The sequence below is a fragment of the Mesorhizobium sp. M0800 genome (assembly GCF_040320095.1).
Taxonomy (GTDB): domain Bacteria; phylum Pseudomonadota; class Alphaproteobacteria; order Rhizobiales; family Rhizobiaceae; genus Mesorhizobium.
Genome location: NZ_JAMYOZ010000009.1, coordinates 97,426 through 112,543, shown reverse-complemented (window position 1 = coordinate 112,543; position 15,118 = coordinate 97,426). Strand labels below are relative to the sequence as shown.

Genomic DNA, 15,118 nt, shown 5'->3' with positions numbered 1-15,118 from the left:
CAAGCGGCCGCGATCCAAAAATAGCTGGCAGTGTTTGTTCGGCATTATGAAACGCGAATTGCTATGCCCGCAGGGCCACCACCTCGGCGCCGTCAAGCGTGTAGCGCGCATAGCGGAAATCGCGAATTCTCGCCAATCTGTCGCCGGCCCATTCCAGCAGGATAAAGTATTTTAGCCCTCCGGCCGAGTCGTCCGGATCGATCACAAGAATGGCTGGCTGCCGATCCACCAGGCCTGGAAGCAGCCGCCAATCGTGGATACCCGCGTAATTGTGGAAGTACCGGCCCACTTTCGTGCGGCCGCTCGCCCGGAGCCGGTTGACGAGGTCAAGCCGCACGTCCTCGGCCAGCATGTCGCGGATCGCATCGAAGTCGCGGGCGTTGAACCGCTCTACATAGGCTGCCAGGCGCGCCCGCTCGGGCTCGGCCAACAATGGCACTGGTCCATCGTCAGGCTCGCCGGCGACCTCGCGCAGGCGCAGACGGCCGCGATGCAGCGCGGCTTTCACCGCCGGAACGCTGCTGTCGATAATATTGCCGATTTCTTCGATCGTATAGCCGAGCACATCCATGAGGATGACGCTGCTACGCTGCGCCGCGGGCAGGCGCATGAAGGTCTGCAGGCTTGCGGCTGCAGTGTGCCGGCCCTCGGCCGACATGCCGGGGTCAGGTATCGTGTCGATATCCTCGACGGCATGCGCGGCATCCACCCTGGCGCGACGGCGCAGGTGGTCGAGCGCGGCATTGTGCGCGATGCGAAACAGCCAGCCCTCGACATTGGCTATCGGCCCGGTCCCGGGGAACGCCTCGAGCGCCTTGACCGTAGCTTCCTGGACGACATCCTCGGCATCGATCACCGAACCGGTCATGCGGGCACAATAGCGGTGCAGTTTCGGCCGCAATTCGCCGAGCAGCCGGTCAAATGGCTCCCGTCCTTCTGGGGTGCCGGTTGCGGATCCGGTCATCGCACAAGGATCAATTTCATGCGTATCTCCCAGGCAGGGCGCCCGTCATCAGGCGCAGCGTCTTATAGACGCTCGACGATGGTAAAAGGATTCGGTCGAAAAAACTTTCTCTTGCTGGAATCCTTTGATGGTTCCTACGCGTCTCTGGATCACGGGCCCGTAACCTGGCGGGCCCTTTGTTCAAGCCGGAGGCGCCATAGTCATGAGCAAGCAAAGTGCAGGATCAACGAAGGTCTGGGTTCTCGCCCTCACGTCGATAGGCTCCTTGATGGTCGTTCTCGATGCGATGGTCGTGGCGACTGCATTGAGCACGATGCGGGTCGAGCTCGACGCCTCGCTGGAGACGCTGCAATGGACGATGAACGCCTACAATTTGAGTTTTGCCGTCCTGCTCATGACCGGGGCTGCGCTCGGTGACCGGTTCGGCCGCCGCCGTACGCTCGTTGCCGGATTGGCGTTGTTCATCGCAGCGTCGGTTGCCTGCGCGCTCGCTGGCAATGCCGGATTGCTGATTGCGGCGCGTGCGGTCCAGGGCGCAGGTGCCGCAATGGTCATGCCGCTGGCCATGGCGCTGCTGAGCGTCGCTTTTCCCCCGGAGGAGCGAGGCAAGGCGCTGGGTATCTTCAGCAGCATCACCGGACTGGCCCTGATCATCGGCCCGATGGCGGGCGGTGCGATCTCCGAAGGCCTCTCCTGGCACTGGATATTCTGGCTCAATGTTCCGGTCGGCATCGTTCTCATCCCGCTGGTGATGCGTCGGATTCCGGAGAGTTACGGGCCGGGCACGGCAATCGATGTCCTCGGCGTCGTCCTGGTAATTGCGGCGGCATTTGGAGTGGTCTGGGGTCTGATGCGCGGCAACATTGTGGGCTGGAGCAGCTCTGAAGTGCTGTCGGCGCTGACGGCCGGGCTGCTTCTGGCCATCGCATTCGTCCTTTGGCAGCTGCGTACCCGTGAGCCCATGCTGCCTTTGCGGTTCTTTCAGGCGCGCGCATTCTCCTCGGGCGTAGGGGCGAACTTCCTGCTCTGCGCCGCCATGTACGGGCTCGTGTTCCTGTTGCCGCAGTTTCTGCAGTTTGCCCAGAGCCGTGGGCCGCTCGGCGCCGGCATGGGATTGCTGCCTTGGACCGCGACGCTTTTCGTGGTCGCACCGATCGCCGGCAGCCTGATCAACCGCGTCGGCGAGCGCTGGCTTGTCGTGGCCGGATTGATCCTGCAAGCGGCTGGAATGGCCTGGCTGGCGCAGATCGCAGCACCTGATCTGCCCTATATCCAGCTAGTCGCCCCGCTGATCATTACCGGTGCCGGCGTGTCGATGGCCATGCCTGCCGCGCAGAACGCGGTTCTCAATGCGGTCGCGCGGCCGGAGGTCGGCAAGGCTGCCGGCACGTTCAACACATTCCGCTTCCTCGGCGGCGTATCCGGGATCGCGATCGCCGGTGCGGTGTTCGCCGGCACTGGAAGCTTCTCGTCCACCGACGCGTTCAGCGATGGCTTCACCTCGGCAATCGACGTCTCCGCTCTGCTCTCGCTCGCCGGCGCGCTCGTCGGATTGGGGCTCCCGGAGCGTCGCGCAGTGGTGCTCGCGAATGCCAGCAAGGAGGCGTAACTCGGAGGCGCGAAGCTTGCGCTTGCTCCCACTGTTGTCGCGTTAACAGCAGCCGCGCCAGCGCAGCAAAAAGGTCGCCGAGCGTCGGTTGCCGGCCGGTCCTGTGGGGGGCATCTGTGTCCAGACCCAGATCTTGCGCGCCCGTGATGGCGGCAAACATGCTGCACCGCAGCACCTCCCGCCGATATCGGCGGGCCAAGGCAGCGCGAGGAAATCGTCAAAAACGGACAATGCAGGCTGCTTTCTGCTGTTTTTTAGCTTTTATTAGTCGCGCCTCACGTTCCTGTTTCAAATGGGTCAACTTTTTGTGTTGCGTTGCACAACGGTGGCCCTATTCTGCGCAAGGGGGGCGCTTCCGATTGGAAATGCGCCGTGAACGACGCCGCTATGTTGACCGATTGGCAGTTTCGCCGTCCCGCCGGCGCACGTCGCTAATGGGAAATGCGCGCGACACCCAATTGGACGCGCTGAGAGCCATCGCCGTGACGATGGTGCTGTACTCGCATTTCTTCGCGGCCGGAGGATCCTCGTTCTGGGGCCATATCGGCGTGCGTCTGTTCTTCGTGCTGAGCGGCTTTCTGATCACCCGCCTGCTGCTCGAAGCCCGCTCGGCTGCCGAATTCGAAACCGGACCGGCGCTGAGATCCTTCTATATCAGGCGGGCGCTGCGAATATTTCCGCCCTATTTCGCCTTGCTGGGTTTCGTCTGGCTGGTGGACCTGGAGCAGTCCAGAGGATCGCTGGCCTGGCATGCCCTCTATCTGTCGAATTTCTGGTACGCGGCGCAGAATGAATGGACGCCCTGGCTGCTCTGCCATTTCTGGAGCCTGAGCATCGAGGAGCAGTTCTATATCGCCTGGCCGCTGATCGTCCTGCTGGCGCCGCGCCGGCACCTGGAATCGATCTGCATCGGCGTGATCGTGCTGTCGCTGGCCTACCGGTTTTATTGGCCGATCGCGGGAACGCCCGGTTTGGCGCGCGACCTGCTGCCGCCGGCGTCGATGGATGCATTGGCGTCGGGCGCGCTGCTTGCCGCTTACCGGTCAAGAACAGCCGGCTTGCCGCAATGGCTTCGAGCTGGCTGGCCGGGGCTCGCGGTGGCGTTTTTCGTTCTGCAGTGGTTTGCGCCGGCGCCGGCAAATCCGGTGCAGGAATGGGGTCTCTGGCTGCTGTTGCAGATCCTGCCTGTCGCGCCTCTGGTGGTCATCGTTGCAAGCTGTTCAACGGGCATTGGCGGTCGCGTCGGAAAACTTCTCGAACTGCCGCCGCTGCTTGGCCTTGGCCGCATCAGCTACGGCGTCTATCTCTACCATCCCATAGTGCTGGCTCTGGTCGTCAAGTCGCAGCCCTGGATCCCGCTCAACGTCTCGGAGCAAGGGCCGGGACGGTTCCTGGTCGCGGGAACTGCGACGCTCATGCTGGCTTCGGTTTCGTGGCTGCTTTTCGAAAAGCCGCTCAACAGCCTCAAGCGCCACTTCCCCTATGTTGCTGGAAAAGGCCGCGGCGCCATCCCGGCAGGCATGGACGTGGGCAATGCCGGATGGCTCGCGGCGGGAGCATATCCGGGCAGGCCGCTTGATGGTGGCACGTCACCCTTGCCGCGCAAGCTGCACCGAACCGATCGGAGCTGATCATGGCTGCTGCTCCCTTGGTTTCCGTTCTGCTGCCGATCTACAATGCGGGACCTTATCTCGCCGCTGCGCTGGGCAGCATCCTGCGGCAGGATTACGAGCGTCTGGAGGTCATCGCCATCGATGACGGCTCGACCGACAACTCGCTGCAGATCCTGCAGAAATACCGCCAGGCCGACAATCGCATCTCGATCATCTCACGCGAAAACCGCGGCCTGATCGCAACTTTGAACGAAGGCTTGGCCATGGCCCGCGGCGATCTGGTTGCCAGGATGGACGCCGACGACATCGCCTATCCCCAGCGCCTGTCGCGGCAGGTCGCGCTGTTCAGCCGGCAGCCTGACCTGGCTCTATGCGGCGCGGGTTTCGATACCTTGCTCGGCGACCGCATCGTCAGGGGTTCGCCCGATCCGATATTCCAGGACAGTATCCTGCGAATACTGTCGATGTTCTTCACGATCTTCATGCATTCCACGGTCGTCTACAACAGGAAGGTCATCGAAGAGAGCGTTCTATTTTATGACGAAAGCTACAAGCATGCCGAGGATTTCGACCTGTTCAGGCGACTGACCGACCGCTACCCTGCGGCCATGATCCCCGAAAGCCTGATCGCCTATCGTATCCATGACGACAGCGTGACCAACAGGCACAAGCGCGAAATGCGCAGGACCCATTTGAAGATCGTCGCCGAGAACCTCGAGCGCGAAGGGCTCGCACAAGAGACGCAAGGCCTCCGCGACATCGGTGAGGTCCTGTCGATGGACACGGTTCGCCGTGCCGCCGAATGGATCCTTGCGCTGGAAGAAAGGATTTCCGCACTGCCGGCCGAGACGAGGCCGAGCTACCAGGCCGGCACGCTGAACCTGTTCTATTTCCTCTATCAGCTGATATCGGGAGAAAGACAGCCGCTGCTGATGCACGAATTCCTGACGCGGACTGCGAAATGGAAACTCATCCGGCGGCGCGAGCAGTACGTGTTTCGCACCGGTGCCTTCGCGCCGCGCTTCAGTCTCGCCTCGATGTCGGTCACCAGGCAGGTGGATGCCTTGTCGCGGTATCTGCAGTCCGTGCCGGCCGCGGCGGTTTTGCCTTCGAACCAGTTGAGCTAGCAGCGCATGTTCGTCAAATCCCATCAGCTCCAGCAGCGCGGCCGCTCGACGGTGCCGGCGGCCATGTCGCCCCGGCCGCAGCACGGGCCGGCACCGGAGGTCAGCTTCATTGTCTGCACACGCGACCGCGTCAACGTGCTCGAGCCTTGCATAAAGTCGATCCAGGCCGCGTGCCGCGCCTACGCTGCCTTCTCTGCCGAACTGGTGGTTGTCGACAATGGCTCGACCGACAGCACGGCCAAACGGCTGGCCGGCATCGCCGAACTGTCGGACATCCCGTTCACCGCAATTTGCGAGCCGCGACCCGGATTGGCGGCCGCGCGCAATGCCGGGCTGGAGCGGGCGCGGGGCCGCGTGCTGGTTTTCGTCGATGATGATTGCGCAGTCCACCGGGATTATTTGCGCGATCTGCAGCGGCACTATGCGGCAGGCGAACGGGTCATCCGCGGTGGCCGCGTCGAGATCGGCGATCCCCGCGACCTGCCGTTCACCATCAAGCGGTCGCCGGTGCGCGCGCGGCTTACCCCAGACGTCCATCCCGGCGGCTTCGTGCTTGGCTGCAACATGACGATGCACCGCGATGTTGCCGCCCGCATCGGCCGTTTCGACGAACGCTTCGGCGCCGGCGGCCCGCTGCGCTCCGCAGAGGATACGGACTATCTAGTGCGGGCGGTGCTACTTGGGATCCCGGTCGAATATGTGCCCGACATGACTATCTATCACCATCACGGCCGGCGCGACCGCAAGGCCATCGAAAAGCTGCACCGCGACTACAGCATGGGCAATGGCGGGCTTTGCCTGAAACATATCCGCCACGCGCCGTGGCTGCTTCGGCATTGCTACTGGTCGATGAGGGCGGCCTTGCGCGAACTGGTGAAAGGCCCTTTGTTCGACCGTGAACTCAAGCTGTCGCACTGGCCGATCGTCGGCATGAATTTGCTCGGCGCGGCCAAGTTCGCGGTGCTTTTGCTGGCGAAATCCCCCGAGACGACGGAAATGCGACAGGAGCAACAGGCAAATGCCGAGGCAAGGTGATCCGCCACCATGCGATTGATGCCGCCCAGCCTGCCGATGCTGCGCCGCGCGCTCGGAAGAAAGCAGTTGCGCCTGCTTCCTGCCGTGGTGGTGCTCGGGCTGCTCAGCGCCGCGCTTGAAGGTTTTGGTATCGGTCTGATCATTCCGTTGTTGAACATAATCATGGGGCAAGGGCAGACCGGCATGGCCGGCTTTTCCGCCGTCTTCCAGCATGTCGGATCGAGCCTGAGCGAGCGCGACCGCCTGATCGTCATATCCGTCGCCATTCTCGGCTCGATCGTACTGAAGAACCTGTTCGCCTACGCCAACACGCTGCTGACCACCTTCATCTACGGCAAGGCAAGCCATTCGATCCGCAGCGCGCTGTCGGAGCAGCTGCTTAGGGTAGGCTACCCGTTCTTCCTGCAGCAAAGCCCGGGACGGCTGCTCAACATCATCTCCAACGAATCCTGGCGGGCCTCGGACGCCATCCAGATCACGCTGGGGGCAATCGTCAATGCATCGGCCGCCATCATCCTTCTGGCTTTCCTGCTGCTTTTGTCGTGGCAGATGACGCTGCTGGTGACGCTGGGGCTGGCCCTCGTCCAGGTCGCGCACGCCGTGCTGTCGGCCAATCTGAAGGCGCCGAGCCGCAGCGTCGCCTCCCGCAACAGCCAGCTCGCATCGCAGATGCTGCATCTGGTGCATGCCGGGCGGCTGATCCGCATTTTTGGCCAGGAGCAACGCGAGAAAGCGGCTTTCGACCAGGCATCCGACGCGGTGCGCCGGGCGGCGTTCGTGCTTTTAACCCGCCAGGGAGCGTTGCCGCCGCTGACCGAGGTTCTGCACGCCATGCTGTTCCTGGCGGTGGTGATCGGCGCCTGGTTCGCCAATGTTTCCTTCCCGCTGATCGTCGCCTTCGTCATCCTGCTCTACCGGCTGCAGCCCTATATGCGGTCGCTGCAAATGGCCTGGACACAGCTGCAGGGCCTGAGCGGATCGCTGGAAGAGGTGACGTGGATGCTGGACCCATCCGACAAGCCCGCGCCGCCGCAAGGCAGCGCAGCGTTCCCCGGGCTCAGCCAAGGCATCAAGTTCGAGGACGTCACCTTTACCTATTCCGGCTCGGAACAGCGCGCGGTGGTGCTGCATGCGGCGAGCTTCGACCTCCGCAGCGGCCGCTCGACCGCGCTGATCGGCCGGTCGGGCGCCGGCAAGACGACGATCGTCAATCTTTTGTGCCGCTTCGTCGAACCGGATAGCGGCAGGATTCTCGTTGATGGATCGCCGCTGGACCGCATCGACCCCAGCCAATGGCGAAAGCACATCGCGCTCGCCAGCCAGGAGCTGGAGCTGGTCGACGGCACGATTTTCGACAACATCATCTACGGCCAGGACGCGGCCTCGGCCGATGACGCCGAGCGCGCGGCAAAACTGGCCGAAGCGCATGGCTTCATCGAGCAGCTGCCGCAAGGCTACCGGACGGTCGTCGGCTACCGCGGCGTCAATCTCTCGGCGGGACAGCGGCAGCGGATCGCGCTGGCCAGGGCCCTGGTGCGCGATCCCGATATCCTCATCCTCGACGAAGCCACCAATGCGGTGGACGGCCTGTCGGAAGCGGCAATCGTCGAGACGCTCAAGTCGCGCGCCGGCCGTCGCACCACCATTGTCATCAGCCATCATCGCAGCACCATCTCGTTCTGCGACGACGTCGTGATCCTGAGCCACGGCCGCGTGAAAAAGCAGGCGCCGTTCGCCGCGCTTGCGACGCTCAGCATGGACGAGCTTTACCAGCACGAGGCGCTGGAAGGCTGAGGGCGACCCCGCTGCGTGCGCGCGCTGGGAGGTCGTCTCGGATGTCAAGCCAGGTCAAGCATCTCAGGGGCGAGGAAGACCTCCGCCATACGTCTCTACCGGATTTCTGGGATGATGAGTGATCCCGAGCTTACCCGCTTTCCATCTGGAGCGTACAGAACCAAGGGTCCGCCTGCCAAATCCAGCAATGGCAGGCGGACCCTAATCGGCGCATGAAGGGACTGATTCTGCGCCGATGTCTCCTCGAGGAGGTGACGCCATCAACTGAAGACGGGCGCAGTTGTTCCCGACGCCGGCCGTACACAAGACCATTGCGCAGGCAGGTCAGACTTAGGTCCCTGTAAACGCGCATCGCTGGCTGGAGTGAACATCGGATCGGCTCGGTGGTAGCGAAACTTCGGCCGGAGATAGATGCGGCCATCGGGTTCCGGGGCATGACGGCTCGGCGCTGATCATGGGCGGCGATCGATCCCCGCACGACTGATGCCGAGGGCGCTTGCAGTCCTGCGGAATACGCATCCACCGGCGCCAGTGAAGTTGTCCAAGCGGTACGCAGCGGTCGTCAAGCTGTTGCTAATATGCAGCACAGGCAGCGCTCTATGAACGGCGTCGCTTGGAACCGCTACCTCCGATCAACCGTTAGTGTCACAATGACAAACCAAAAAGTGAGGCTGATGATGGACCCGCTGCAAAACAACACGTTGGAGATCTGGTGTCTTGCGGCCGTTCCGCTGTCGCTGCTCCTCACGGTGTTATTAGCCGGATTTATCCTTTAGCCGGACCCAACGAGGCCGGCTGCGGACCGGGGCCTGGAAGATGAAAATGCCGGCTATTTAGGCACGCTAGGCGTCGCGGACACCCCGTAGCACCAGGCCGTGGCAGCCTTTCCAACATTGCCATCATAATCGGCACTTTCGACCGGTCCGGTCCGCGGCGATTGCTCGCAGGCCCGTTGCGAGGGCGAGCATGCGAGCTCGTACGTTTTTTACACAATCTCTGATTGGTGGACTCGCCCGCCGCCATCGACGTTAATTTTGCGTTAGCGACAGGAGGGGGGAGATCGCTAAAGGGAGGAAGAAAATGAAAGAAAACTACGATCTGACGATCGACTACGACGACGAACCTTACGACAACAAGCCTTACGATCTAGCCACATTCGCAAGGAAGCACGGGCTCAACATTCGAGCCGCCGAGCTTCTTCTTTTCGCCAAAGGCCCGTCTCGAGCGGCCTGCGATGCCGCGGCGAGGGCCTTTCTCGCGGCAGTCGCCGCACAAGCTATGAGACAATCGGCGCGGTAGGTCTCACAAACCATTGCTGACACGGCCTGCCGTGTCAGCAACCCGACGCACAGCGCTGGAAATTCCGGGCCGTTTCCAACAAGATGCCTGAGCATCCGGGAACGGCCTGAAATGTGCAATCTTTACAATATCACGACCAGCCAGGAGGCCATCCGCCAGTGGACCCGCGCCTTGCGCGACATCCTCGGCAATCTCGAACCCTCCATCGACATCTATCCCAACCAGCCAGGCCCTGTGGTGCGCAACACGCCGGACGGCGAACGCGAACTGGCCAATCTGCTGTGGGGTATGCCGACGCCACTGGAGCGGGTGAAGGGCAAGGCCGACTATGGCACCACCAATATCCGCAATCCGCAATACGGCCATTGGCAGCAATATCTCGGCATCGAGAACCGCTGCGTGGTGCCCGTCACCAGCTTTGCCGAGCCCAGCCCGACGCCCGGCGACAAGGACCCCGAGACCGGCATCCAGCGCAACTACTGGTTTGCACTCGGCGAGGACCGCCCGCTGTTCTTCTTTGCCGGCCTGTGGACGCATTGGCATGGCACTCGCAAGATCAAGGACGGCCCCGCCGATCACCAGGTCTATGGCTTCATGACGACCCAGCCCAACGCGCTGATCGCGCCGATCCACGAAAAGGCAATGCCGGTGATCCTGACCACGCCGGAAGAAACCGAGACCTGGCTCACCGTGCCGTGGTCGGAGGCGAGGCACCTGCAGCGCACGGCGCCCGATGACGCGCTGGTGATCGTCGAAAAACCGGCGACGCAGATCAAGTTTCCGCAGCAGGCGCCGGCGCAAGGCTCGTTGTTTTAGCGCTTGAATTTCTGCAGCACCCAGATGTAGCCCTTGGGTGGATGGTCCTGGTCGATGAACTGCGTCTTCACCGTCGTGTCCTTGCGGCTGCATCGTTTGCACCTGAACCTGATCGCTTCCAGCGGTTTGTTCCAGCCCACCACCTGGGCCACGTCATTCGCCCTGAAGCGTCCGACATGGTAGCAATGGCCGCACTCCACGATGAGCAGCATGTTGGCCTTGGCGGCACGCCCAACGCTGTCCATCGGCCCGGCCATGGCTCATTTCCGGGTCGAGTAATCCTCGGGCAAAGGAAGCAGGCCAAGCTCCGCCATCCGGTAATCAGGCTCCTTCTCCGCGACGCTGGCCAGCACCCCATGCAATTTCTCGACAAGCCCGCAAAGCTGCCAGAACAGCTCGCCATGCGCCTTCAGATGCAGCTGCGACGACAGCACCGTCCGGCGCAGGCTCAAAGCGTCCCTGATAATCGCCTCCGCATCCCTCGCCGACAGCCTGTCGAACCGGCTTTTTCGTCTGCCCATCGCGGCTCTCCTCGATTTGTGAGCAACCGCCCCGCCTACTGACAAATAGGAAGGCATTCCTCGCGGAGTCAATTCGCTCTTGACACTTTTTGTTCCCGTTTTGTTCAATTTCAACAGGAACGATCGGAGGCACCGCCATGGACCACATCGTGACGCTGGACAGCCGCCAGGAGGCAGCCCTCCGGCGCGGCTGCCTGGGAAGCGACAGCACGCCCCTCAATGCCTCTTGAAATACTGCACCTCGCGTTCGTGCTTTTCGGCGGCCTCGCGGGTATCGAAGGTGCCGAGATTGCGGCGCTTGCCGGTCTTTTCGTCCTTCTTGCGCGAATAGAGGCGGTATTTTCCGTCTTTGAGTTTTCTGATCATCTGTCACTCCCCGAGCCGCTGCTTCCCCTTAAGGTTGCGCGCGGCTTGTTCGATAGCCGCCCTGTCGTTTCCCAGCCTATCGATCAGCTCCTGCGCCTGTTCGCCCGATATGCCGGTGCGCACCGCCAGGGCCTCCACCGTCAAAATGTCGGAGCTCGCGACCTCGCGGGTTTCCGGCAGGGCGTCGCCTGCCGTCAGTGGCAGGGCTGCCTCCCTGTCGATCTCGGCCTCGGCCTGGTGCCAGTGCCGCTCGGGATCGCCATGGATCCCGCCTTCGCGTTCCCAGATCTGGTATGCGCGCTCACGAATCTTGTCTTCCCGGTCGTCGCCCATGTTGATTTCTCCTTTGGGTATCGGATGAACGCCGCGCCAACCCGAACGATCCAAGAAATCTGCGTGATCGTTGGGTGGGGTCGCACAAGGCGCCATGCACTGCGGCCGCCAGCCACCCCCCGGCCTGCCTACTCGCACTGCCTGCGCGGCCCGCCCGAATACGGCTGATAGCTGTTGTCCTCCGGTCGATATGACCGGTAGCGGCTGAAGCAGTATTGCACGTGGTCGAATGAGAGCTCGGCGGCGCCGGGTTCATCCGATGGCGGGTAGCCCTCCACCGACGACCTATCGCTCGCCTCGAAATAGCTGCCGTCATCGGCGGCGCCGAGATAGGGCGAGATGCAGGGGCGCTGTTGTCGGCTATAGGATGTGTAGTGGTTGTCGTCCGGCCTGTAGGAGCGGTAGCGGCTGGCGCACCATTCGACATGAGCGGCGGGCAGCGTCTGCTGCTCTTCCGCTGGTGGCTGGATAGAGCCGGTCGCGGTGATGTCGGTTGTCGACGCTGCGGCGGCATCGGCGGGTTTCGAGGTGCGATCGACTTCCGAGGTGCGAACGGGGACCGGGCGGGCCGGGAGGCGCTCGAGGCGCTGCGAGGCCGGGTTCACCGGTCGCGGGTCCCTGGTCCACAGTTCGGCGACGCTGGAGACCGGGGCGGCCGGCCGTACCGGCTTGGCTATTAGAAGCCAGGTGGCGAAGGCGAGGCCGCTGACGAATACGGCAAGCGTCAGCACGAAGCCGCCAAAGATTGCGAACAAGGCTTTCATGCCGCGCTCCTTCGCCTCCCGGTTAAGGAAATGCGGGGGTGGGGAATCCGGTTCCAGGAAGAGGGTGGGGGCAGGGCACTAAAGGAGGACCCCTCTCTCCGTCTCGACTACGCCGAGACACCTCTCCCGCTTTGCGGGGCGAGGAACCCAAGGCCCCTTAGGCGGCTTTCAGTGCAGGCCGAATTCGCGCAGCAATTCTTCGCGGTAGCGCACGAAGCGGCTTTCGCTGCGCTCGCGCGGGCGGGGCAGGTCGATATCGATCAGCCGCGCCGCGCCGCCTTTCTCCTTGGGCAGGATCAGCACCCTATCGGCGAGGTAGATCGCTTCCTCGAGGTCGTGCGTCACCATCACCATGGTGACGTTCTCCTCGCTCCAGATGCGCGCCAGTTCCTCCTGCATGCCGATCTTGGTCATGGCGTCGAGCGCGCCCAGCGGTTCGTCGAGCAGCAGGATTTCGGGCTGCACGGTCAGGGCGCGGGCGATGCCGACGCGTTGCGCCATGCCGCCCGATAGCTGCCTTGGGTAAGCCTCGCTGAATTCGGCGAGGCCGACGAGCGCGATATAGAAGCGCGCCCGTTCCTCGGCCTCGGCCTTGGGCACGCCGCGCACTTCGAGGCCGAAGGCGACATTGCCGAGCACGGTCAGCCAGGGCAGCAGGCGCGGCTCCTGGAAAATCACCGCACGCTCGGCGCCGACGCCGTGCACTGGCTTGCCGTCGATGGCGACGCCGCCGCTGTCGGCAGCCTCCAGCCCCGCAAGTATGCGCAGCAGCGTGGTCTTGCCCGATCCGCTGGCGCCGACGATGACAAGGCATTCACCCGAGCGGATGTCGAGGTTGAGGGTCCTCAGAACGGCGAGCGAGCGCCCACTGATGCTGAACGATTTGGACAGGTCGCGTATGCTGACCTGACCGCCGCTTGTGCTGCTCATCGCGCTCGTCTCCCAACTGGTTGGTCGGTTGCTTTTGTCAGTTGGTCTTGGTTTCGCCCGGCCGGTAGAGGATGTCCGCTGCCTTCAGCTTACCCTTTGGCAGGCGGCCGTCGCGCTCGAGCACGCTGACCCAGAAGTCGATGTCGCGGTCCGTCGCCTTGGCCCCCTGGCGCAGCCCGAAGCCGGTCCAGTAGCGCGCCAGCTCGCCGTTTTCGCCGCGCTTGTCGAGGATGTTTGCCAGCACCTTGCGCGCTTCGTCGGGGTTCTGCAGCGACCAGTCGGAGGCACGGGCGGATTGTTCGACGAAGTTGCGGGCGGCGTCGGGATGCGCGGCGATGAAGTCGCGCCTGAGCACGACGAAGCCGCCGGCCAGCTCGCCCAGCACGTCGGTGTCGTTGAACACGCCACGCACGCCGCCATTGTCGACCAGCGCCCCGGCAAACGTCGCCTGCCAGTAGCCGAGCGCCGCGATGTCGACCTGGCGGGAGCGCAAGGTCTGTTCGAGCTGCGGTCCGGGCACGACGACGAGATTGGCGGCATCCGGCGGCAGGCCGACGCTGTGCAGCGCCTCGCGCACGGTGTAGTCGAGATGGGCGCCGAGCGTGTTGACGGCGATGGTCTTGCCGGCGATGTCGGCGATCGATTTGATCGGGCTGTCGTCCAGCACGTAGAAGACGCTACGCACCTTGCTGTTGATGCCGTTGCTCGGATAGGCGGCGACGAAGTCGTTGCCGCCGGAGATCGAGTTGATCACGGCTGCGGTTGCAGCCGAGCCGATATCGACGCTGCCGGAGGCCAGCGCAAACAATGATTCCGGGCCGCCGCCGGAATAGCCGACATTCTCGACCTCGATACCGAGGCCTTTGAAATAGCCGAGCTCGGCGGCCAACTCATGCGGAGAGATGCTGCCACGGCTGGCGAGGGAGCGGAACTTGACGGGTGCCGCTTCGGCAAAGGCGAAGCGCGGCAGGCCGGCGGTGAGAAGGCCGGCGGCGAAGGGCGCGCCGGCAAGCAGGGAACGGCGGGAGATTTTCATGGTCCGGGTCTTTCCTGATTTGAGTTCTGGCCTGGTTGAGATTGGTAAGCGCGGGTGGTCAGTCGACGGCATTGCTCCAGCGGCAGAGCCGCCGCTGCAGGCTGACCAGCGCCTGGTTTGCAATCAGGCCGAGGCCGGCGAGGATGACGATTGCCGCAAACATCAGCGGGATCTGGAAATTGTATTGCGCGTTCATCACCTGGAAGCCGATGCCCTTGTTGGCGCCGATCATTTCGGAAGCGATCAACAGCAGCAGCGCCGTGGTGGCGCTGAGCCTAAGCCCAACGAAGATCGACGGCACGGCGCCGGGCAGCACGACGCGACGGAAGACGGTGAGCTGCCTGGCACCATAGACGCGGGCCATCTCCAGCAGTTTCGGATCGACTTGCTTGACGCCGCCGATGGTGTTGAGCAGCAGCGGGAACAGCGTCGCCCAGAAGATGACGAACACCTTGGAGGCTTCGCCGAGCCCAAGCAGCAGGATGAAGACGGGATAGAGCGCCAGCGCCGAGGTCTGGCGGAAGACCTGCAGGATGGGATCGAGCGCGGTCTCGACCGCCCGCACCTGGCCCATGAACAGGCCAAGCGGGATGGCGACCAGCACGGCGGCCGCGAAAGCGAGACCGGCGCGCTGCAGGCTGATGGCGATGTCGCCGAGCAGAGTGCCGCCGGCCAGCCCCTTCCAAAGTGCTGCGACAATCATGTCGATCGGCGGCAGCACGGCCGCGTTGACCCAGCCCGCGCTGCTCGACACTTGCCAGATTGCGAGGAAAGCGATGAGGACGCCGTAGCGCGACAGGAAGCGGATGCCCGCCCGGCCACCGAGGCGCAGGAAGTCCGTGCCGAGGCTTGTCGTGCTGTCAGGCGTGCCGAGGCTGGCGGCCTGTTCGATGTGCTGCAAGGTCATCGTC

16 protein-coding genes are annotated in these 15,118 nt (G+C 63.4%); 7 read left to right on the top strand and 9 right to left on the bottom strand.

The window, feature by feature from the left end:
* Positions 1-61: 61 nt before the first annotated feature.
* Positions 62-964 carry a sigma-70 family RNA polymerase sigma factor gene (locus NKI18_RS14150; protein WP_352617226.1) on the bottom strand — a complete coding sequence of 301 codons (903 nt, stop codon included), beginning with the start codon at positions 962-964 and terminating at the stop codon, positions 62-64.
* A gap of 202 nt (positions 965-1,166) precedes the next feature.
* On the opposite strand from NKI18_RS14150, the gene NKI18_RS14145 reads away from it, so the two are divergent.
* The 7 genes from NKI18_RS14145 (at position 1,167) to NKI18_RS14115 (ending at position 10,257) form a co-directional block, all read left to right on the top strand.
* On the top strand, positions 1,167-2,573 hold the full coding sequence (locus NKI18_RS14145; RefSeq protein ID WP_352617223.1) for a DHA2 family efflux MFS transporter permease subunit: 1,407 nt from the start codon (positions 1,167-1,169) through the stop codon (positions 2,571-2,573).
* A 434-nt stretch (positions 2,574-3,007) separates the two neighbouring features.
* Positions 3,008-4,204, top strand: a complete 1,197-nt coding sequence (locus NKI18_RS14140) for an acyltransferase family protein (protein ID WP_353019904.1) — start codon at positions 3,008-3,010, stop codon at positions 4,202-4,204.
* A gap of 2 nt (positions 4,205-4,206) precedes the next feature.
* Positions 4,207-5,313, top strand: coding sequence for a glycosyltransferase family 2 protein (locus NKI18_RS14135; RefSeq protein ID WP_352617217.1), 1,107 nt, complete (start codon positions 4,207-4,209; stop codon positions 5,311-5,313).
* Positions 5,314-5,319: 6 nt separating this feature from the next.
* A complete protein-coding gene (locus tag NKI18_RS14130; RefSeq protein WP_502900697.1) occupies positions 5,320-6,348 on the top strand; it encodes a glycosyltransferase family 2 protein in 1,029 nt (342 codons plus the stop codon).
* A 9-nt stretch (positions 6,349-6,357) separates the two neighbouring features.
* Positions 6,358-8,142 carry an ABC transporter ATP-binding protein gene (locus tag NKI18_RS14125; protein WP_352617214.1) on the top strand — a complete coding sequence of 595 codons (1,785 nt, stop codon included), beginning with the start codon at positions 6,358-6,360 and terminating at the stop codon, positions 8,140-8,142.
* Positions 8,143-9,222: 1,080 nt separating this feature from the next.
* Positions 9,223-9,441 (top strand): hypothetical protein, encoded by a 219-nt coding sequence (locus NKI18_RS14120; RefSeq protein WP_292659780.1) that lies wholly within the window; start codon positions 9,223-9,225, stop codon positions 9,439-9,441.
* Positions 9,442-9,552: 111 nt separating this feature from the next.
* Entirely contained in the window at positions 9,553-10,257 is a 705-nt protein-coding gene (locus NKI18_RS14115) for an SOS response-associated peptidase (RefSeq protein ID WP_352617211.1), read from the top strand.
* On the opposite strand, the gene NKI18_RS14110 is transcribed toward NKI18_RS14115, so the two are convergent.
* The 8 genes from NKI18_RS14110 to NKI18_RS14075 all read right to left on the bottom strand — a co-directional run bounded on the left by NKI18_RS14110 (position 10,254) and on the right by NKI18_RS14075 (position 15,114).
* The gene (locus NKI18_RS14110) at positions 10,254-10,514 is read right to left on the bottom strand and encodes a hypothetical protein (protein ID WP_023677293.1); all 261 of its coding nucleotides are present in this window, start codon (positions 10,512-10,514) and stop codon (positions 10,254-10,256) included. The two genes, NKI18_RS14115 and NKI18_RS14110, sit on opposite strands and share 4 nt — an antisense overlap.
* Positions 10,515-10,517: 3 nt before the next feature.
* A complete protein-coding gene (locus NKI18_RS14105; RefSeq protein ID WP_352475623.1) occupies positions 10,518-10,778 on the bottom strand; it encodes a hypothetical protein in 261 nt (86 codons plus the stop codon).
* Positions 10,779-10,994: 216 nt separating this feature from the next.
* Positions 10,995-11,144: a hypothetical protein gene (locus tag NKI18_RS14100; protein WP_023677295.1), complete on the bottom strand. Its 150-nt coding sequence runs from the start codon at positions 11,142-11,144 to the stop codon at positions 10,995-10,997.
* Between the two features lie 3 nt (positions 11,145-11,147).
* Entirely contained in the window at positions 11,148-11,477 is a 330-nt protein-coding gene (locus NKI18_RS14095) for a DUF2934 domain-containing protein (RefSeq protein WP_353019902.1), read from the bottom strand.
* A gap of 128 nt (positions 11,478-11,605) precedes the next feature.
* Positions 11,606-12,241, bottom strand: a complete 636-nt coding sequence (locus tag NKI18_RS14090) for a BA14K family protein (RefSeq protein WP_352617208.1) — start codon at positions 12,239-12,241, stop codon at positions 11,606-11,608.
* A 168-nt stretch (positions 12,242-12,409) separates the two neighbouring features.
* Entirely contained in the window at positions 12,410-13,171 is a 762-nt protein-coding gene (locus NKI18_RS14085) for an ABC transporter ATP-binding protein (protein WP_352617205.1), read from the bottom strand.
* 37 nt (positions 13,172-13,208) lie between these two features.
* The gene (locus tag NKI18_RS14080) at positions 13,209-14,207 is read right to left on the bottom strand and encodes an ABC transporter substrate-binding protein (protein ID WP_352617202.1); all 999 of its coding nucleotides are present in this window, start codon (positions 14,205-14,207) and stop codon (positions 13,209-13,211) included.
* A gap of 58 nt (positions 14,208-14,265) precedes the next feature.
* On the bottom strand, positions 14,266-15,114 hold the full coding sequence (locus NKI18_RS14075; protein WP_023677300.1) for an ABC transporter permease: 849 nt from the start codon (positions 15,112-15,114) through the stop codon (positions 14,266-14,268).
* Positions 15,115-15,118: the final 4 nt, after the last annotated feature.